The sequence below is a fragment of the Cupriavidus sp. GW822-FHT03E04 genome (assembly GCF_058801495.1).
Genome location: NZ_JBXANI010000003.1, coordinates 278,992 through 297,121 on the forward strand (window position 1 = coordinate 278,992; position 18,130 = coordinate 297,121).

20 protein-coding genes are annotated in these 18,130 nt (G+C 65.5%); all 20 read left to right on the top strand.

Annotation, left to right across the window (positions count from 1 at the left end):
* The 20 genes from AC1RQC_RS05320 (at position 1) to AC1RQC_RS05415 (ending at position 18,130) form a co-directional block, all read left to right on the top strand.
* The gene (locus tag AC1RQC_RS05320; protein WP_492882614.1) at positions 1–216 is read left to right on the top strand and encodes a DUF6148 family protein; all 216 of its coding nucleotides are present in this window, start codon (positions 1–3) and stop codon (positions 214–216) included.
* Positions 213–1,796, top strand: a complete 1,584-nt coding sequence (locus AC1RQC_RS05325) for a phage portal protein (protein WP_492882615.1) — start codon at positions 213–215, stop codon at positions 1,794–1,796. Before AC1RQC_RS05320 ends, AC1RQC_RS05325 begins: the two co-directional genes overlap by 4 nt.
* A gap of 42 nt (positions 1,797–1,838) precedes the next feature.
* Positions 1,839–3,197, top strand: coding sequence for a S49 family peptidase (locus tag AC1RQC_RS05330; protein ID WP_492882616.1), 1,359 nt, complete (start codon positions 1,839–1,841; stop codon positions 3,195–3,197).
* A 37-nt stretch (positions 3,198–3,234) separates the two neighbouring features.
* The gene (locus AC1RQC_RS05335) at positions 3,235–3,609 is read left to right on the top strand and encodes a capsid cement protein (RefSeq protein WP_492882617.1); all 375 of its coding nucleotides are present in this window, start codon (positions 3,235–3,237) and stop codon (positions 3,607–3,609) included.
* Positions 3,610–3,655: 46 nt separating this feature from the next.
* Complete coding sequence (locus AC1RQC_RS05340; RefSeq protein ID WP_492882618.1) at positions 3,656–4,591, top strand: phage capsid protein; 936 nt, start codon at positions 3,656–3,658, stop codon at positions 4,589–4,591.
* Between the two features lie 69 nt (positions 4,592–4,660).
* Entirely contained in the window at positions 4,661–4,906 is a 246-nt protein-coding gene (locus tag AC1RQC_RS05345) for a hypothetical protein (protein WP_492882619.1), read from the top strand.
* The gene (locus tag AC1RQC_RS05350; RefSeq protein ID WP_492882620.1) at positions 4,906–5,211 is read left to right on the top strand and encodes a hypothetical protein; all 306 of its coding nucleotides are present in this window, start codon (positions 4,906–4,908) and stop codon (positions 5,209–5,211) included. Before AC1RQC_RS05345 ends, AC1RQC_RS05350 begins: the two co-directional genes overlap by 1 nt.
* Complete coding sequence (locus AC1RQC_RS05355) at positions 5,208–5,639, top strand: hypothetical protein (protein ID WP_492882621.1); 432 nt, start codon at positions 5,208–5,210, stop codon at positions 5,637–5,639. Before AC1RQC_RS05350 ends, AC1RQC_RS05355 begins: the two co-directional genes overlap by 4 nt.
* 9 nt (positions 5,640–5,648) lie before the next feature.
* Positions 5,649–5,867 (top strand): hypothetical protein, encoded by a 219-nt coding sequence (locus tag AC1RQC_RS05360; protein WP_492882622.1) that lies wholly within the window; start codon positions 5,649–5,651, stop codon positions 5,865–5,867.
* Positions 5,867–6,799, top strand: coding sequence for a phage tail tube protein (locus AC1RQC_RS05365; protein WP_492882623.1), 933 nt, complete (start codon positions 5,867–5,869; stop codon positions 6,797–6,799). The genes AC1RQC_RS05360 and AC1RQC_RS05365 overlap by 1 nt, the downstream gene beginning before the upstream one ends.
* 78 nt (positions 6,800–6,877) lie before the next feature.
* Positions 6,878–7,225, top strand: a complete 348-nt coding sequence (locus AC1RQC_RS05370) for a hypothetical protein (RefSeq protein WP_492882624.1) — start codon at positions 6,878–6,880, stop codon at positions 7,223–7,225.
* Positions 7,226–7,323: 98 nt separating this feature from the next.
* Positions 7,324–7,614, top strand: coding sequence for a DUF1799 domain-containing protein (locus tag AC1RQC_RS05375; RefSeq protein WP_492882625.1), 291 nt, complete (start codon positions 7,324–7,326; stop codon positions 7,612–7,614).
* A gap of 42 nt (positions 7,615–7,656) precedes the next feature.
* Entirely contained in the window at positions 7,657–12,492 is a 4,836-nt protein-coding gene (locus AC1RQC_RS05380; RefSeq protein WP_492882626.1) for a tape measure protein, read from the top strand.
* The gene (locus AC1RQC_RS05385; protein WP_492882627.1) at positions 12,489–13,976 is read left to right on the top strand and encodes a hypothetical protein; all 1,488 of its coding nucleotides are present in this window, start codon (positions 12,489–12,491) and stop codon (positions 13,974–13,976) included. The genes AC1RQC_RS05380 and AC1RQC_RS05385 overlap by 4 nt, the downstream gene beginning before the upstream one ends.
* A 1-nt stretch (position 13,977) precedes the next feature.
* On the top strand, positions 13,978–14,904 hold the full coding sequence (locus AC1RQC_RS05390; protein ID WP_492882628.1) for a hypothetical protein: 927 nt from the start codon (positions 13,978–13,980) through the stop codon (positions 14,902–14,904).
* Complete coding sequence (locus AC1RQC_RS05395) at positions 14,904–15,836, top strand: tail fiber domain-containing protein (protein ID WP_492882629.1); 933 nt, start codon at positions 14,904–14,906, stop codon at positions 15,834–15,836. Before AC1RQC_RS05390 ends, AC1RQC_RS05395 begins: the two co-directional genes overlap by 1 nt.
* Positions 15,833–16,360, top strand: coding sequence for a hypothetical protein (locus AC1RQC_RS05400; RefSeq protein WP_492882630.1), 528 nt, complete (start codon positions 15,833–15,835; stop codon positions 16,358–16,360). The genes AC1RQC_RS05395 and AC1RQC_RS05400 overlap by 4 nt, the downstream gene beginning before the upstream one ends.
* A 59-nt stretch (positions 16,361–16,419) precedes the next feature.
* Positions 16,420–16,686: a spike base protein, RCAP_Rcc01079 family gene (locus AC1RQC_RS05405; protein ID WP_492882631.1), complete on the top strand. Its 267-nt coding sequence runs from the start codon at positions 16,420–16,422 to the stop codon at positions 16,684–16,686.
* Positions 16,686–16,892: a hypothetical protein gene (locus AC1RQC_RS05410; RefSeq protein ID WP_492882632.1), complete on the top strand. Its 207-nt coding sequence runs from the start codon at positions 16,686–16,688 to the stop codon at positions 16,890–16,892. Before AC1RQC_RS05405 ends, AC1RQC_RS05410 begins: the two co-directional genes overlap by 1 nt.
* Before the next feature lie 2 nt (positions 16,893–16,894).
* Positions 16,895–18,130 (top strand): phage head spike fiber domain-containing protein, encoded by a 1,236-nt coding sequence (locus AC1RQC_RS05415; protein ID WP_492882633.1) that lies wholly within the window; start codon positions 16,895–16,897, stop codon positions 18,128–18,130.

Here is an 18,130-nt window from a genome sequence, read left to right on the forward strand (position 1 = left end):
ATGATTACAGAGGCACAAGCACAGTCGCAGCTCGATGCCTGGCTCGCTGCCAGCCTGGCTGTGGCCAGGAGCCAGTCCTATGAGATCGAGGGGCGCAAGCTCACGCGTGCGGATGCCGGCGAGATCCGCAGGCAGATCGACTACTGGGAGGCGCGGGTGGCGCAGGCCAAGCGCGGCGGCCGCCGGATGCGCTTCGGCTACGGGGTGGCGGAATGAAGGACCCCAAGCTCGCCGCAATACTGGCCAGCAAGCTGACGCTGCCTGACCGCCTGGTCAACTATTTCAACCCGGCCGCGGGTAACCGCCGTGCGCAAGCCCGCACGGTACAGGCCTACTCCGGCGCCTATGAAGGTGCATCGCGCACCAAGCGTTCGCTGCGCAACTGGTTTGCCTTCGGTGGCTCAGCCGATGCGGATCTGCTGCCGGCGCTGGGCGACCTGCGCAACCGCAGCCGCGACCTGTCGCGCAACAACCCACTGGCGGTCGGCGCCATCAACACCGTGGTGACCAATGTAGTCGGCACCGGCCTGGCGCCGCAGCCGACCATCGATGCCAAGGTGCTCGGCTTGACCGAGGAGCAGGCGGCGGCCTGGCAGCAGCAATCGCAGCGCGAGTTCTCACTGTTCGCGGACAGCAAGGAATGCGACATCACGCTGACGCAGACCTTCTATGAGATGCAGCAGTTGGTGTTCCGCTCAACGCTGGAGAACGGGGACCTTTTTGTGGTGACGCCAATGCTTGAGCGGCACCACACAGCCTATCGCACGCGCCTGCAGTTGATCGAGGGCGATCGTTGCTGCAATCCTGACGGCCAGCGCGATACCGACAAGCTGGCAGGTGGCGTGGAGATGGACGATTTCGGTGCGCCCGTCGCATGTCACTTTTTGCGATCGCACCCGGGCGGCCTCGGGGTTCGGGAACGGAAATGGGATCGTCGCGAAGTGTTCGGTACCAAGACTGGTCGGCGCAACGTCTTGCACTTGTTCGAGCGTCGCAGGGTGGGCCAGACACGCGGCCAGCCCTATTTGGCGCCAGTCATCGACCCACTGCGCCAGCTCGGTGTGTACACGAATGCCGAGTTGGCCGCCGCAGTGGTGTCCGGCATGTTCACGGTATTCATCAAGACCGCCGATGGGGATGGGCCGGAGCCGTTGCCCAATGAGAAGGACAAAGATCCTGAATATCGGCTGGGTACGGGTGGTGTCATCACGGGCATGCCGGGGGATGAAGTGCAAATCATCAATCCGGGGCGCCCCAATGCGCTGTTTGATCCGTTCGTGCAGTCGATCCTGCGACAGATCGGCGTGGCGCTGGAGCTGCCGTTCGAGGTACTGATCAAGCACTACACCTCGAGCTACACGGCGGCCCGGGCAGCCATCCTGGACGCCTGGCGGTTCTTCAAGATGCGCCGTTTCTGGCTGGCCACCAACTTCTGCCAGCCTGTCTACGAGCTGGTGATGGATGAGGCGGTCTCCAACGGCCGGATCTCGGCGCCGGGCTACTTCGAGGACCCGCTGATCCGGCGCGCCTGGCTTGGGTGTCAGTGGGTGGGCGACGCACCTGGTGCGATCGATCCGCTCAAGGAAGCGCTGGCGTCGCAGAAGAACCTGGAGATCGGGCGTACCACGCTGGCCAAGGAAACCATGGCCTACGACGGCAGCAACTGGCCCGACAACCACGCGCAGCAGGCCAGGGAGATCGAGGCGCGCCGGCGGGATGGCTTGCTCGCCGAGGCCACACCGCCGGCACCGCCCGATCCCAACGCGGATCCGCCGCCGGACAATGCCAATCAATAACGCGAACCCGCCTACCAAGGCGGGTTTTGCATTTCAGGAACGATGATGAATCGATTACTCGACGTTGTTACCGCACCCTGGGCCATCCTGCCAGGCAAGCTCATCGAGATCGTCGCCGCCTACGACGCACGCATGTTGGGCGAGCAGGTCGACCTGCAGGCGGTAGCGGCCAGCCTGGGCCGGCCGCTGGGCAATGAGCCGCAGGATTACGAGATCGTCAACGGCGTCGCCGTGATCCCCATCATGGGCACCATCGGGCGGCGCGCCAACCTGTTCAGCGACATCTCCGGCGGTGCCTCGAGCGACCTGGTGGCGCGCGATTTGCGCTCTGCTGCCGCCAACAGCCGTGTGAACTCGATCCTGCTGCATATCGACTCGCCTGGCGGCACGGTGGCCGGCACGCAGCAGCTGGCCGATGTGGTGCGCGAGGTCGGCGCGGCTAAACCACTGGTGACGCTTGGCGACGGCGTCATGGCGTCGGCAGCGTACTGGGTCGGCAGCGCGGCCAAAGCCGTGTACATCGCCGATGGCACCACCGAGGTGGGCTCGATCGGTGTGGTGACCAGCCACCGCGATGTTTCCGGCGCAGAAACGCAGCGCGGCGTCAAGACGACCGAGATCTACTCGGGCAAGTTCAAGCGCATTGCCAGCAGCTATGCCCCGCTCTCCGAGGAGGGCAGGGCGTCGGTGCAGGGCTACGTGGATTACCTGTACAGCCAGTTTGTGCAGGCCGTGGCCGACAACCGCGGCGCCAGCGTCGACCAGGTGTTGGCCGATATGGCGGATGGGCGGATCTTCGTTGGCCAGCAGGCCATCGACGCCGGCCTGGTCGACGGCATTGCCACGCTTGACCAGTTGGTAGGACGGCTCGCCGCCGGCGAGTTCAGCACGACCGGGGCGCGCACTGTGCCCCCTTCAAAAACCCGGGCAGATCTGCCCACCTCTCCGAAAGGAACCTCCATGAGCATCACCCGCGAAGAGCTGGCGGCGCAATCGCCCGAGCTGCTGCAGCAAATCCAATCCGAAGCCAGCACCGCCGGCGCGAGCGCCGAGCGCGCGCGCATCCTGGGTGTCGAGGCCCATGCGATGGCCGGCCATGAAAAGCTGATCGCCACGCTGAAGGCCGATGGCAAGACCACGCCCGACCAGGCTGCCGCGCAGGTGCTGGCAGCCCACCGCGGTGCGCTCGCAGCGCAGGCCACCGCGTTGGTGATCGATGCACCTGCGGCATTGCCTGCCAAGGTCAACAACGCGGACGCCAGCGAAAAGAAGGTGCCGACCCAGCAGGAAATCAGCGCCCGCGCCACCGAGCTGATGCAATCCGCGAAGGCAAGCGGCCAGCACATGAGCCACGCTGCGGCGGCCACCAAGGCGTTCAACGAACTGTCGGCGCAGGCCTGACCGTCGCCTCTCCCACGCAACACTACCGGACTACACCATGAGCAATCCTGGCCTCATCAAGACCCACACCGCCGATGGTGCCATCGGCAAATTCCGCATCGTTGCGCAGGGCGCATCCGATGGCGCCATCAAGCAGGGCACCGGGTCCACCGATGCGCTGCTCGGCGTAACGGAGGGGTTCGCCTACGTCGCTGGCGACCGACCCAGCATCGTGCGCAGCGGCATCGCGGATGTCGAGTATGGCGGCGCTGTCACGCGTGGCGCGCCCCTCACCAGCGACGCCAGCGGCCGCGCCATCGTGGCCACGCCCGCGGCCGGCGTCAATGCCCGCACCATCGGTTTCGCAGAAGTCTCCGGCGTGCTCGGCGACATCGGCTCGCTGCTGGTCTGCCCCAACCAGATCCAGGGCTGAGCGCCCGGCTCCGCCTTCTTTCTTCTCAATCTTCTAGGAGTCATCCATGACGACTGCTGTCGCTCCGTATCCGATCAATCTGCAGCTCATCGCGGCGATCGTGATCGCCTACGCCAACGGCGAAATGATCGCGGACCGCGTCATGCCGCGCGTTCCGGTCTCGCAGGCCGAGTTCAAGTATCTGGTGCAGACGGTCGCTGACCACTTCACCGTTCCCGACACCCGCGTGGGCCGCAAGGCCAAGCCCAACCAGGTGGAAAGCTCCGGCATCATGCAGACCGGCGCCGTGTTCGACTACGGCCTGGACGAAATCGTCCCGCTCGAGGACGTGCGCAACGCGCCGCAAGGCGTCGACCCGCTCGCGCTCGCCGCCGAATTCGTGATGAAGCTGGTCACGCTCGATCGCGAGGTGCGGGTGGCCAACATCGTCTTCGGTGCGGCCAATCACAGCAACAAGCTCACCCTGGCGGGCTCGTCGCAGTGGTCCGATTACACCAGCTCGGACCCGATCACGGCCATCCTGACCAACCTGGACACGCCGATCATGCGGCCCAATGTGGCGATCCTCGGCCGCACTGTGTGGACCAAACTGGTCTTGCACCCCAAGGTGATCGACTACGTCAACGGCAAGGGCGGCACCACTGGCGGCGTGACGCGCCAGCAACTGGCCGACGCGCTCGAGTTGGATGAAATCCTGGTCGGCAGCGCCTTCGTCAACACGGCGCGCAAGGGCCAGGCGATGTCGATGCAGCGATGCTGGGGCAAGCATGCGGCCTTCATCTACCGCGAGACCCCGGCGGAGGCGTCCCGCTCGACCACCTGGGGCTTCACCGCCCAGCAGGGCGAGCGCATCTCCGATGCCGATTTCGGCAAGCAGCATGGCGGCCTTGAGGGAGCCTACCAGGTGCGCGCCGGCGAGCGCGTCAACGAGCTGGTGACCGCCCCCGACCTGTCGTTCTTCTTCCAGAACGTCATCGCCTAAGCGCGCGAGCGTCAGGCCTTGCCAAAGCGGCCCGCCACGTGCGGGCCGTTTCCCTTTTCGAGGAGCAGCATGAAAGTCAAAGCAAACTGGCCGATCGACACCGGCAAGAAGGTGCACGATACCGACGCAGAGTTCGATCTGTCGCCCGTCGACGCCAAGGCCCTCGAGGCACTGGGCGCCGTCGAGATTTTGAGCCGCAAGAAGGGCGGAGACCCGCCGGCCTCGCCGCCGGTACCGGAAGCTCCGGACGGTGATCCAGACGACGATGATGATGAGGGTGGTCAGGGCGCCGATGGCTCTGGCCCGCCGGCCTGATGCTGGCCGACGAGGATCTCGACAACTTTGTCGAGGACTTTGGCGACCTGGTGAAGGTGGCCGGCCGGGGCATCGAGCAGCTGGCACTGCTCAGTCTGGTGCCGGGCGAGACGCTTAATGGCCTCTCGCGTGCCACCGGCGTGCAGCTGATCGGCCGCGCCGATGTGTTCGGTCTCCTGACCGCTGCTGATGTGGTGGATGTGACCGAAGGCAATAGCGCGGGTCTTTACAACCCGGTCGGGCCACCCGCCAAACACGGCGATGGTGCGTTTGTGAAGATCGACCTTAACCCGGTACCGACATGACGACCAAACGAGAGGCAATGGCGCAAGGCGTGCTGCAAGCGCTCCAGGCTGCGCCCACGCTGCAGGGGATCGGCCTGGTGTTCTCGCGTTCCCTGTTCGCCGCGCTGGACATGCGCGCCACCAAGCGAGTCGTGGTAGTTCACCACGGCCAGGAACAGATGGGCGCCGAGTCCACCGCCGAAGTCGACCGCCACGCCGAGCTGCTCATTACGGTGGTATCGCGTGATGCCGACCCGGATTCGATTTCCGAGGCCACGCTGGCGCTGGTCCACCCGGTGGTGATGGCATTCACGGATCCCGCCCTGATCGACATCGCCGAGCTCGGCACGGATACACCGAGTTACGACAACCTCGGCGGGATCGTCGGCGCCCGCACCGTCCACTATGACCTGTTCTACCGCACCAGTCGCGACAGCCTGAGTGCATAGGAGATCCACATGAAGACATCGAGGACCGCCGCGCCGGCGGACGGGGATGCGGCGGCAGCCGCGCCTCCTGACTCGGCGGGCGTGCTTGCTACCGATGAATACGCCGGCATGGCGGGCGTGTTCGAGTTCGACCCGGCCACCGGCGAGCGCCGCCCGATCTCCGGGCCGGCATTTGATGCAGCTGCAGCTGCAGCCCAACCTGATACGCAACCCGAGGAGCAAGCGTAATGCCAAAGCTCAATCGCAAGACGGTGCTGCTGGTGAAGACAGAGACGGTGCCAGGCACTGACTCGGTGCCCACCGGCGGCGCCAATGCCATCCTGGTGAAGTCGGCAACGATCCAGCCCCTGGTGGCCGAGAACGTGCCGCGCAACCTGATCCGCGCTTTCTTCGGCAACAGCGAGCAGCTGCCGGCCGGCATCCACAGCGAGCTGGATTTCGAGGTGGAGCTCGCCGGTTCCGGCGCGGCCGGCACGGCGCCCGCCTGGGGGCCGCTGATCCGCGCCTGCGGGATGTCCGAAACCATCACCGCGGCTACCGACGTCAAGTATGCACCGGTCACCGGCAGTAATGAGACGGTCACGATCTATGCGTATATCGATGGCCTGCTGCATAAGCTGCTCGGTTGCATCGGCACCGTGGCGTTCGACATCACCGCCAAGCAGATCCCGGTGATGCGCTACAAGTTCCTGGGCACCTTCAGCCCGGTGACCGATACCGCCAATCCGGCGGGCGTCGACTACACGAAGTTCAAGCGCCCCAGCGTGGCCAACAAGACCAATACGGCCGCCTGGTCGATGCAGGGCTACACCGGCCCGCTGCAGGCACTGCAGATCGATCTGGCCAATACCCTGGTCTGGCGCTCGCTGATCGGCTACGAAGGCGTTGCGCAGACCGATCGCCAGTCCTCGGGCAGCATCAACATGGAGTTGACCACGGTCGCCTCGAAGGACTGGTGGGCGACTGTGCGCGATGTCGTGACCGGCGCACTGTCGATCACGCATGGCACGGTGGTCGGCAACATCATCAAGATCGACGCGCCGGCGGTGCAGATGTCGAATCTGGCCTATGCCGACCAGGACGGTGTGGCGATGATGAGTTCCACGCTCACCATCAACCCTTCGGTGGGTAACGACGAGCTGGTCATCACCGTCAAGTAAGCGACCTGGTCGCGCAATCCACAACCCAAAACAAGGCCCGCCAACGCGCGGGCCTTTTGTATTGCTTAGGAGATCCCCATGGCATTCAAGCTGTCGGTAAAGCCCACCTTTGGCGTGCGCGTGCTCGTCGAGATCCTCAATGAGAAGGGACTGCTGGAGAAGTCCCAGTTCCTGGCCATCTTTACCCGTTACACGGTGGATGAGTTGGAGCTGCTCAAGGCCCGTTGGCTGGTCGAGGGCCGGGACGATCCGGTCTGGCTCGCGCGGCAGGTCCTGGTGGACTGGAAGGAGCTGATCGCCGACGACAACACGGCCGCGGAGTACAACGAAGAGAACAAGGCGTTTCTGCTCAGCATCCCGCCAGTGGTCGCAGCGCTGCAGCAGGCGTTCTGGGACAACGTGATCACGGCGCGCGCAAAAAACTGATCGCGGCCGCGCGCCATTGGGCCGGCGCCCGTGAGGATGAATTCGAAGCCGACGCCGATGTCGCCGATGCCCTGGAGGCGATCGGCGCGCCGGCAGACGTGCTCGAGGCGGTGCGCGCGCGGCCGAGCGGTGAGGATTTTCTGTACTACGCGGATAACCAGGAATCGCTGTTCCTCTTCTTCGACCTGGAACACCAGTGGAACCACGTTGGCTCGATGGCCGGCGTGATCCGCACGGGCCTCAACTACCCGGCGGTGGAGAGCGTGATGCGGATCCAGGGCATAGAGCGCAAGCGGCGGGCGGCGCTGTTCGCGGATCTGCAGCTGATGGAACGGGCGGCGCTCAAGGTTTTCCTCGAGGAGGCCGAGAAGCGCCGCGCAACAGACTAGGCACCCGCTCCGGCGGGTGTTTTCAATTGAGGGGAGGGGCCTGTGTCCGAACTCGGAAACATGGTGGTCAGGTATCGCGCGGATCTGGCCGACTACAACCAGGGAATGGCGGCCGGCGCCGCGACCGCCAAGCGGTTCGGGCGCGATGTGGAGCAATCCCTGCAGGGGTCGGCCACCCGGGCAGAACAAAGCGCCGCGGTGGTGGCCCGCAGCAGCGCGCAAATGTCGGGGTCGATCAGCCGTGTGGTGGAGTCCACCGGCGCGCTGAATCGCCAGTTTGATGGCCTGATGCGCACCATCGGCGGCATCGGCCTGGGCCTCACCATCACCGAAATGGTGAGCATGTCGGACGCGTCGACCAACCTGGCCGCGCGTATCGGCCTGGTGTCGTCGTCGGCGCAGGCCGCGACGCAGGCGCAGGCGGCGCTGTATGACGTGGCGCAGCGCACGCGCCAGCAGTGGGCGGGCGTCGCGCAGACCTACTCGTATCTGGCCAAGGCCGGGCAGGAGCTGGGCGTCAGTCAGGACAAGATCCTGCGCGTCACCGAGAACGTCTCCAAGGCGATCGCGCTCAGCGGCAGCTCGGCCGAGTCCACGCAGGCTGCCCTGGTGCAGTTCTCGCAGGGCCTGGCCAGCGGCACGCTGCGCGGTGAAGAGCTCAATTCGGTGCTCGAGCAGGCGCCGCGCCTGGCGCAGGCGCTGGCCGATGGCCTGGGCGTCTCGATCGGCGAGCTGCGCAAGCTCGGCGAAGAGGGCAAGCTGGTGCCGGCGCAGCTGCTGGATGCGCTGGACAAGGCCGGCAAGCAACTGAGCGCCGAGTTTGCCTCGATGCCGCTGACGGTCGAGCAGTCGTTCACCCAGCTGCAGAATGCGTTGATGAAGCGCATCTCGGACATGAACGAGGCCTCCGGCGTGTTCCGCAAGCTGGCCGATGGCGTCTCGTTCCTGGCCATGAACCTGGACTATGTGACGGCGGCGCTCACCGGCCTGGTGGCGGCCAAGGCGGCGGATTGGGCGCTCAATGCGGCGTCGTCGTTCGCCCGCAAGGCTGATGCCACCTTTCTGCTGACGCAGGCGACCCGCCAGCAGACCACGGCAACCCTGCTGGCCATCGAGACGGATGTGGCGCACACCGCGTCGCAGGTCGCCGATGCGGCCGCGACGTCCGCCGGCATCGGGGTCGCCCGGGCTGACCAGCTGGCCAAGCTGGCCAGCGCCAATGCCGCACTGCAGAGCGCCGAGGCCACCATCGCGGCTGCAAGCGCCACCGGCGCGCTCTCCGGCTCCCTGCGCCTGGTGCGCGAGGCCGAGCTGCAGGCGACCGCGGCGACCGTTGCCCGCTCGGCGGCGATGGCTGAGCTGGCGGTGCTGGGGCAGCAGCAGGCCCGGGTGAACCTGCAGATTGCGGCGGCCACCGAGGCCAACGCTGCTGCGCAGCGCTCGCTGGCTGCGGCACAGACCGCGGGTGCCGCTGGCGCCGGCATCGCCACGCGTGCCCTCGGCGTGCTTGGCGGCCCCCTGGGCGCGGTGGTGACCGTGCTGGGCCTGGGCGTCACGGCCTGGGAGATGTACTCGGCCCGCCAGCGGGAATCGGCGCGCGAGGCGGTGGATTCGTCGGGCAAACAGGTCGCGGTCAGCGGGCAGTCGACGCAGCAGATCATCGATGACCTGAACAAGCAGATTGCCAAGTACCGGGAGCGCAACGAGATCCGGGATGGCACGCCGTCAGGCGACTCGGCCAGGCTGGTCGATCAGAAACAGCGCCTGGCGGATCTGCGCGCCAAGAATGCCGCCATCACGCCAGCGCAACGGGCGGCCAACCCGTACAACCCGGATCTGCTGGATGAGGCCCGGCTTGAAAATGCCCTGGTCGCCGCCGAGGCGGCCATGCGCGCCGAGCGCGTGCGCAAGCTGGAGGCGGAAAACCAGAAGTTCGAAAACCAGCTCAAGGGGGTCAACGAGAATTACGAGAAGTACGTCACCACGCAGAAGGCGCTGCTGGCCGAGGGCGCTATCTCGCTGACCACGTACACCTCGCGCGTCAAGACGGCCTATGACAAGTGGGCTGGGGGCGCCAAGGATGCCGAGGAGGCCAACAGGGCCTATCAGAACATGCTGGGCGGCCAGATGGCGGCCATCGAGCAGCAGAGCAAGCTGCGCGAGGATACGCTCAAGCGCGAGCTGGCCAACGTCGACCGCCTGCGCCGCAACGGGCAGATCACCGAGTCCGAGGCCCTCACGCGCAGCTATGACGCGCGCGAGACCGCGCTGCAGGGCGAGCTGGAACAGGCCAAGCAGCTGGAGGAGCTGGCCGCCGGCAAGAAGGAAATGGCCGCACGCCAGAAGTACCGCGGCGAGCGCGTGCGCATCGAGGCCGAGCTCAAGGCCATCGGCCAGGAGCGCGTCAACGCGCTGCAGGACCAGAACGACCAGCTCTATCGGCAGCAGACCGAGCTGGACCAGAAGACGCTGCTGGGCATCGAGCAGCGCATCGTGGCCGTCCGGCAGGAGACGGATCTATACGGCCAGCTGCCTTCCACCATCGAGTCCGTCACGGTGGCGCGCATGCGCGAGCGCCGGGAGGCAATTGCGATGCTGGATCCCATGAGCGAGCAGCTCAAGGCGATCGATGCGGAGATCGAGGCGCGGGAGCGCCTGCGCGATGCCCTGTACACCAAGGAGGCCATGGAGGCCCACCACGACCAGGTCAAGAAGACCGAGGAGGAGTGGAAGCGGCTCTCCAACGAGCTGGGGCAGGGCCTGACGGATTCGTTTTTCCGGGCCTTCGAGTCGGGCAAGGACTTCGGCCGGACCTTCTTCGATGGCCTCAAGAACATGGCCAAGACCACGCTGCTGCGCATTCCCATCCAGTACGTGCAGAACGGCATTCTCAGCGCCTTTGGCATGGGCGGCACCAGCGGCACGGGTGGGGATGCCATCTCCGGCATCTCGAACCTGTACGGGGCCTATGACAAGCTGAAAACGGGTTACGGCCTGGTGTCGGGCTGGTTGGGCGGCGGCAGCGGTGCAGCGGCCACCGGCAGCATGTTCGGCGGTGCCGGCTATCTGTCAGGCGGCATGTTCGGCGCCGGCGCCGGCGCGTCGATCTATGGCGGTGGTGCGGCGGGCGTCGCGTATGGTGCCAATGCCGGGCTGTCGCTGTATGGCACCGGCACGGCAATGTCGCTCTCGGGCGGCACCGCCGGTCTCAGCGCTGCGGCAGGCTCTGCCGGCGCCAGCAGCGCAGGCCTGGCTAGCGGGTTCAGCGGGGCGATGGCATCCGTGCCCATTGCTGGCTGGATTGCGGCAGGGATGGCCGCGGCAGACTCGCTGTTTTCCAAGGGCTGGGACTACCAGAAGGTCGACGTGAACACGCTGGGTAAGGTGTACGGCGCGGCCACGTTTGGCGCTGACCGGCTCCTGCGCGGCATCGGGCTGAGCGATCGCGTTGCCAACCTGCTGTCCGGCGCCTCGACCATCACGGCGCTGTTTGGCCGCAAGAAGCCGGAAGTGCAAGCATCGGGCATCGAGGGGACGTTCACGGCGGATGGCTTCTCTGGCCAGGGCTTCACCGACTGGAAGGCGAAGGGGGGATGGTTCCGCAGCGACAAGAAGTGGACCGACTACTCGGCGCTCGATGATCAGCAGTCGGCGATGCTTGGCGGGGCGGTAAAAGGCTCGCTGGGCTTCTACCGCAACCTGGACAAGCTCGCCGGCGGCGCGGGCCTGTCCGATCGCCTGGGGTCGTTCAGCTACAGCGTGCGGACGGATCTGCGCGAGCAGTCGGCGGTCGACCAGCTGCTCAAGGATATGGCCAACTCCATGGGGCGGCAGCTGCTGCCCGAGCTGGAGCGCTTCCAGAAACAGGGCGAGTCGATCACCGACACTGCCCAGCGACTCACCGATGTGTTCTCGGCGACCAACATCGCCGCTTCGGTGCTGGGCAAGACCACCGAGCGCGCCTTCGGTGGGCTGGGGCTGTCGACTGCGCAGGTACGGCAAAGCCTGGTCGACCTGGCCGGCGGGTTGGAGGCCTTCAACAGCAAGGTGGCGGACTACTACGCGGGCTATTTCTCGGATGAGGAAAAGATCGGGCGCCTGCGCGAGCAGCTGAACGGCAGCTTCCGCGAGCTGGGCTTCGTCATGCCCTCCACCCGCCGCGGCTTTCGTGACCTGGTGGAGTCGATGGACCTCAGCACGGAGGAGGGCCAGACCCTGTTTGATGCCCTGATGAATCTGGCGCCGTCGTTCGGCCAGGTTGCGGATGCGGCGACCGCGGCGATGGAGGCCACCAAGGCCTTTAGCGACCAGGTCAAGGCGTTCCAGGATGGGCTGAAGCTGGGCAACCTGTCGACGCTCACACCCGAGCAGCAATATGCGGAAGCCAAGCGGCGCTATGAGGAGACATCCTCCAAGGCGATGGGTGGCGATGCCGACGCGCGATCGCAGTGGACGCAGATCGCGCAGGCCTTCCTGGAGGCCTCGCGGGCCTACTACGCCAGCGGCGGCAAGTACGCCGCCGACTTCGACCTGGTCAATGCCTTCCGTCCGGACGGCTCGCACGCCAACGGCCTCGCCTATGTCCCCTTCGATGGGTACCGGGCCGAGCTGCACGAGGGCGAGCGAGTGCTGACCCGGGCAGAAAACGTCCGGCTAAACCAGGCGCCGAATTGGTCGGAGTATGGCCGCGGCGGCAACGCTGCCCTGGTGGCGGAAGTCAAGGCACTGAGGGCCGAGCTGCAGGCTTTGCGCGATGACGGCCGCACGCAGGCCGTGGCGCGTATGCAGCAGGCGGAGGCGAGCCACCAGGAGGCCGTTGCGGTGGCCGGCCGGCAAGTCCGGCTGCTCGATGAGATGGTCAACGAGAGCAAACAATGACGATAGCGATAGAGGTAAGTGCCTGGCGGATCTCGGCCGCGGCGGTGGAGGTGCTGCGCTTCTCCAGCGCAGGCTTCACCACGCGGCCGACCGATACCCCGGGCAATGCGTATTTCGAGGGGCGTCTGCTCGAGCAGCCGCGGTTGTCGCGCACGCTGTTCGATCGGGCGACCACCTACGGCGCATCGCGCGCCTCGGCCGGCAAGATCCGGCTGAACAACACCGGCGGCGGGCTGGACAACCTGGTCACCGATTACGCGTTTGACGGCCGGCCCTTCACCGTCAAGGTGGGCCAGGCCGGTACGCCGGTGTCGGGCTGGGCGAGGGTGATGTCGGGGCTGCTCGATGACGTGAGCGCCGACGATGGCGCCATGAGTCTGCAGGTACGCGATCGCCTGGCCTTCCTGGGGCGGCCGCTGGCCCGGCCCAAGTATGCCGGCAGCAACGTGCTTCCGGACGGCGTGGAGGGCACCAAGGACGATCTCAAGGACCAGTACAAGCCGCGCGTCTATGGTGCCGTGCTCAATGTGCCGGCCAAGGCCGTCAACACCTCCAAGCTGGTGTACCAGGTGTCGGACCAGGCCTGCACCGTGAGCGCGGTCTATGACAACGGTGTCGCGCTTGTGCGCGGCGCGGACTACGCCAGCCAGGCCGAGCTACTGGCCACGGCGCCGGCGGCGGGCACCTTCCGCTGCTGGCTTGGCCTGTTCCGGCTGGGGAGTACTCCGGCCGGCCAGCTCACTGCTGATGCCGGCACCGTCGAGCAGCGTGCTGGTGCGCTGCTCAAGCAGCTCGCCCTCGATGCGGAGATCGTGGCTGGCGACATCCAGGACGCGGACGTAGCGGCCCTCAACGCTGCCAATGCCGCGCCGGTCGGCGTGTGGGTCGACGGCGAGGTGAGCGCGCAGGCGGTGATGGATGAGCTGGCCAACGCCATCGGCGCCTGGTACGGCTTCGATCGCTTCAACCGCCTGCGCATGGGCCGCCTGACAGCGCCGAGCGGCGTGCCGGTGGCGCGCTGGTCGCCCGACTCGGTCACCAGCCTGGTGCTGCGTTCCGCCGGCGTGCCGAGCTGGCGTGCAGTGGTGCGCTTCGGCCGCAACTACACGGTGCAGGCGCAGCCTGCCGGCAGCGTGGCGCAGGCGCGCAAGGCCTTTCTGGCGCAGGAGTACCGGCAGACCGCGGTGGAGGTGGCGGCCGTCAAAACGGCGTGGCCATCGTCGGAAGAAGTCACGTTCGACTCGGCTCTGCTCGCCGAGGCCGACGCCGCGGCCGAGGCGGCCAGGCGCAGTGCGCTGTATAGCGTGCGGCGGATCCTGGTCGGCGCGGAGATCCCGCTCTCGGAGCTGGGCGACCTGGTGGACCTCGGCGTAGTGGTCACCCTGGACCACCCGCGCTACGGCCTCGCAGGCCGGCTGCTGCGGGTGATTGGACTGGATGCCGGTGTCGACTCCGACACCGTGAAACTGACATTGTGGGGGTAGGGTGGCGAACGTTCTCCTGGCGCATCCCAATATCGCCGACACCGGCAGCCTGAGCGGCGGCAACTGGCAGATCGCGCGCGACAACCTCAAGGACCGGCAGCTGTTCAAGGTAGCGCGGACGGCAACGGCCGCCAAGGCCGACACGCAGTTCACGCTGGATCTCGGGCGCAGCCGCCTGGTGTCGGTGGTGGCCATCGTGCGGCACAACCTGTCGACGGCCGGCAAATGGCGCTTGCGCATGTCCAACGATGCGGGCTTTACCAAGCCGGTCTATGACAACGCCGTCACCATGCCGCCGGATGGTGGGCCAGGCCTGCAGATGGATTTCACCACGCAGACCTACCTGGCGTGGGATCCCGACTGGCAGCTGGCCTGGCCAACGATCTTTCCGACCAGCGTGCTGGAATGGGAGGATGACAACTTCTGGACCGGCAGCATCACCGAGGAGGAGCGCAGGGAATACCCGTCGCTGCTCCTGGTCGTGATGCCAAAGCCCACGGCCGGCCGCTATGTCCGCCTGGAGGTCGATGACGAGACCAACCCGGATGGCTATATCGAGTTCGGGCGCATCTTCGTTGGCAGTGCCTGGCAGCCGATCTACAACGCCAACTGGGGCGCCTCGATCGGTTGGGAGACGGATACGGGGGTGCAGCGCGCCATGGGCGGCGCTCCCTACTTCGATCGCAAGGCGGGCCGGCGCGTCACGCGCTTCACGCTGGGCTTTCTGTCGCGTGACGAGGCCCTGGGACGCATCTTCGAGATACAGCGCAAGGCTGGCATCGATGGCGAGATCCTGCTCGTCTGGGACAAGGACGATGCCATCAACCTGCTGCGCCAGTCCTATCTCGGCCGCCTCCGTCAGCTGGGCCCAATCGAGCGGGTCTTTGTCGGCAATCACAGCAATGCCTTTGAAATCGAGGAGCTTTAATGACCAGCGTTACCTTTACGCCGGACGTCGGCGGCGACAACGTCACCATCGACGACAGCGACAGCGCCACCACAGGCCTCGGCAATGGTGGCCACCGCACGCGCTTCATGATCGCGCTCGCGCAGTTCATGAAGGTGGTGTTGTGGGTGAAGAGCACGGCGGCCCTGATGCTGGGCTATCGAGATGCCGCGGCGACATCGGCCAGCCAGGCGCAAACCTACGCAGGGGCGGCGCAGGCGGCTGCGGGGATCCCGTCCTATGCCGCGAGGGGCAACTATGTGTTCACGGTCAATCCCGGGGCGACCGGGGTGGCATGGAGTAACGCGCTTACGCTGGCTGCCCTCATGGCCGACGCCCTCAGTGGCAAGACGGCGACGCTGACGCATACCCAGCCCCTGATTCGCTATGTGGAGAGCGACCAGGCCGGGGCTGTCGGTGTGTTTCAGACGCAGGTCGAAGGTGGGAGCTTCGCACTGCTGCGCAACACGGCCGCGGCACGCGATTTCAGCACGTTTGTCGCCGAGCACCAGGTCAACACTGCAGGTCGGCACCTGTTCGGCGGGGGTGCCGACAACAACACCGACAAGTTCCAGTTTCAAGGCGACCTGATGGTCACCGGCTACCTCAAGGCCTCCTTGAATGTGACGTGGACCTCGGATGCCCGAGTGAAGCGCGACATCGCGACGATCGAGGGCGCACTTGGCCTGGTGGAGCGGATGCGCGGCGTGCGATACACCCGCAGCGATATGGACGATGGGCGCGAGCATGTGGGCGTGATCGCGCAGGAGCTGCGGGAGGTGCTGCCGGAAGCGGTCATTGAAGGCGCGGACGGCTTGCTGTCGGTTGACTACGGCACACTTGGGCCAGTGCTGATCGAGGCAGTGAAAACGCTGTCGATGCGGGTGCGCCAGTTGGAAGGGGCGCGCGCATGACGACGCCAGCGGTCCCGCCCATTTCGCTTACGGACATCGCTGCTGAGCTGAGGCACCCTTCCATCGGTGAGTTGAACGCCGATGAAGTAAGGCGTTTGGCTGGGGTCTCGCGACTCGCCACCTCGTTGTCGTTGTCGCAGCTGCTGGGCAAGACGCGCCCATACTGGGGCGGCGTGACTTCGGAAGTCAGCACACCATTCATCGGGTTCAGTGGGACTTCCTTCGTGGGTGCCCTTGTCCCGCAAATCGACGTGTACCTCGGCAATGTGCAGATCAGGCAGTTCATGACGAGAACGTCTAGCGGGACCTCGCAGACGACTCTGGTCTTTGTGTCTGACCCTGGCTTTCGCAACGACTTGAAGGCGCGGCTGCTCGACACGGATTTCGGATTTGTCCGCGAGGTCACCCTAAGCTACTCGCCCACCGGTGGGACCTGGGATACCCCGGAACTCGCGGCCGGATCTGCAGCGGCCACCCTATTCACCGGCGCCGGGGTCTACTTGCTTGATTTGATCAAGCTCTAGCGCTTCACATAACGCATCTTTTCGCCACCTTCGGGTGGCTTTTTCATTTGGAGGGCTGCATGCCAGCAGAAGACAAGTTCAAGTACCACACGCAGCAGCTGGATTCGCCGTCGCGCGACTTCGCCGTGGTCGTCAAAAGCGACACCGTCGATTTCGACGTGTTGCCGCGCGCGATCTATGTCGGTACCGGCGGCGACATCCAGGCCGTGCGCGAGGACGGGGTGGTGGTGCCGTTCCTGAACTACCCGGGCGGCCAGTACCTGCCCATCCGCTGCATCCGGATCAACGCGACCGGCACCACGGCAAGCAATTTTGTGAGGCTGTGATGCGGATCGGCATCGGGCTATCGATGGCGGCGAATGCCCCGCGGTATGACGCGGAGGACTTGGCGAAGGGGACGATTTTGCTTGACTTCACGGCAACCAATGAACCGACCCTGCAGCTTGATTTTGCGGCCAACGACTATCGCAGCTGGGACGATGATCCGACCTGGCCTTATGGCGTGGTTGGCGTATTCAAAAGGAAAGCATAACGATGCTGACAAGTAAGAACTTCGGTGACATCGTCACCTTCGCCCGCGCCTCTGCCCGCTGGCGCTACAGCAACGGCGGGGTGCTGGTGCAGGATGCGGCCAACATGTCGGGCCTGGATTACGACCCAATCACGCTGGCCGCGCGTGGGCTGCTGGTGGAAGAGTCGCGAACCAATGCGATCCGCAACAATTCGATGGCCGGTGTCGTCAATGGTGTGGTAGGAGCCGGAGGAGCATTGCCGAATAATTGGTTTTCCGTCGGCGGTTTGAGCGGCCTCACGATGTCCGTTGAAGGGTCTGGGACTGCCTCCGGTATTCCCTATGTCGATGTGCGATTTAACGGCACCACGAATGCTGCCCTTGAGGCGGGCTTCAGTATGGAGGCAAATTCCACGGTGGCCGCTTCAAATGGTCAGACGTGGACCAGCTCTGCCTACCTGAAGCTGGTTGGCGGTAGCGTTGCCGGTGTCGACAACTTCATCCACTCGATCACCCAGCGCGACAACGCAGGCGCGTTCATCAATAACCTGTTTTCGTACTTCGTACCTGATGCTGCCGGCTCGCTGAGCGCTTTGAGGATGGCGCATACGGCAACGCTTAACAACGCGTCCGTTGCGTTCATCCATTCGCGACTGACTTTCGCGTACAAGACCGGGGCAGCTATTGACTTTACCCTGCGTATTGGCGCGCCGCAGTTGGAGCAAGGCCCCTTTCCAACGTCTCCGATCCTTGCGACTACCGCCCAAGTCACCCGCGCCGCCGACAGCGCGCTCATCACCGACCTGAGTAAGATCGGCTTCAACCCGAGCGAGGGGACGATTTATGTTGAGGGCGTAGCCCCTGCGCTGCCAGGTACTGGAGGTTTTGCGCACTTGATCCAGTTGGACTCAGGTGTGTCCACCGATCGGATCTCGCTCTACCTGCGGCAAGCGTCCGGCGGGCTTGCTGTCAATTGCTTCTCCGGTGGCGTGCAGCAGACGACGGGGCTGCAGCATCCGGCCTACACGCCCGGCACGGTGTTCAAGCACGCCGTGGCGTACCGAGCAGATGGCATTGCGTCATGTGTCAATGGCTCTGCACCGCTGACGTCTGCGGTGGGTGTGCTTCCGAGCAATCTATCGAAGATGGTTCTTGGGTGGGGGCGCGGTGCGAATGACTATCTAAATGGGGGGCTTCGCAATGTCCGCTACATCCCGCGTCGCATGACCAATGCCGATCTCCAGAACCTGACTGCGTGA

What these genes read in the sequence shown, in the direction of transcription:
- AC1RQC_RS05320 (WP_492882614.1), top strand. Translation starts at nt 1, where the DNA reads ATGATTACAGAGGCACAAGCACAGTCGCAGCTCGATGCCTGGCTCGCT.
- AC1RQC_RS05325 (WP_492882615.1), top strand. Translation starts at nt 213, where the DNA reads ATGAAGGACCCCAAGCTCGCCGCAATACTGGCCAGCAAGCTGACGCTG.
- AC1RQC_RS05330 (WP_492882616.1), top strand. Translation starts at nt 1,839, where the DNA reads ATGATGAATCGATTACTCGACGTTGTTACCGCACCCTGGGCCATCCTG.
- AC1RQC_RS05335 (WP_492882617.1), top strand. Translation starts at nt 3,235, where the DNA reads ATGAGCAATCCTGGCCTCATCAAGACCCACACCGCCGATGGTGCCATC.
- AC1RQC_RS05340 (WP_492882618.1), top strand. Translation starts at nt 3,656, where the DNA reads ATGACGACTGCTGTCGCTCCGTATCCGATCAATCTGCAGCTCATCGCG.
- AC1RQC_RS05345 (WP_492882619.1), top strand. Translation starts at nt 4,661, where the DNA reads ATGAAAGTCAAAGCAAACTGGCCGATCGACACCGGCAAGAAGGTGCAC.
- AC1RQC_RS05350 (WP_492882620.1), top strand. Translation starts at nt 4,906, where the DNA reads ATGCTGGCCGACGAGGATCTCGACAACTTTGTCGAGGACTTTGGCGAC.
- AC1RQC_RS05355 (WP_492882621.1), top strand. Translation starts at nt 5,208, where the DNA reads ATGACGACCAAACGAGAGGCAATGGCGCAAGGCGTGCTGCAAGCGCTC.
- AC1RQC_RS05360 (WP_492882622.1), top strand. Translation starts at nt 5,649, where the DNA reads ATGAAGACATCGAGGACCGCCGCGCCGGCGGACGGGGATGCGGCGGCA.
- AC1RQC_RS05365 (WP_492882623.1), top strand. Translation starts at nt 5,867, where the DNA reads ATGCCAAAGCTCAATCGCAAGACGGTGCTGCTGGTGAAGACAGAGACG.
- AC1RQC_RS05370 (WP_492882624.1), top strand. Translation starts at nt 6,878, where the DNA reads ATGGCATTCAAGCTGTCGGTAAAGCCCACCTTTGGCGTGCGCGTGCTC.
- AC1RQC_RS05385 (WP_492882627.1), top strand. Translation starts at nt 12,489, where the DNA reads ATGACGATAGCGATAGAGGTAAGTGCCTGGCGGATCTCGGCCGCGGCG.
- AC1RQC_RS05395 (WP_492882629.1), top strand. Translation starts at nt 14,904, where the DNA reads ATGACCAGCGTTACCTTTACGCCGGACGTCGGCGGCGACAACGTCACC.
- AC1RQC_RS05400 (WP_492882630.1), top strand. Translation starts at nt 15,833, where the DNA reads ATGACGACGCCAGCGGTCCCGCCCATTTCGCTTACGGACATCGCTGCT.
- AC1RQC_RS05405 (WP_492882631.1), top strand. Translation starts at nt 16,420, where the DNA reads ATGCCAGCAGAAGACAAGTTCAAGTACCACACGCAGCAGCTGGATTCG.
- AC1RQC_RS05410 (WP_492882632.1), top strand. Translation starts at nt 16,686, where the DNA reads ATGCGGATCGGCATCGGGCTATCGATGGCGGCGAATGCCCCGCGGTAT.
- AC1RQC_RS05415 (WP_492882633.1), top strand. Translation starts at nt 16,895, where the DNA reads ATGCTGACAAGTAAGAACTTCGGTGACATCGTCACCTTCGCCCGCGCC.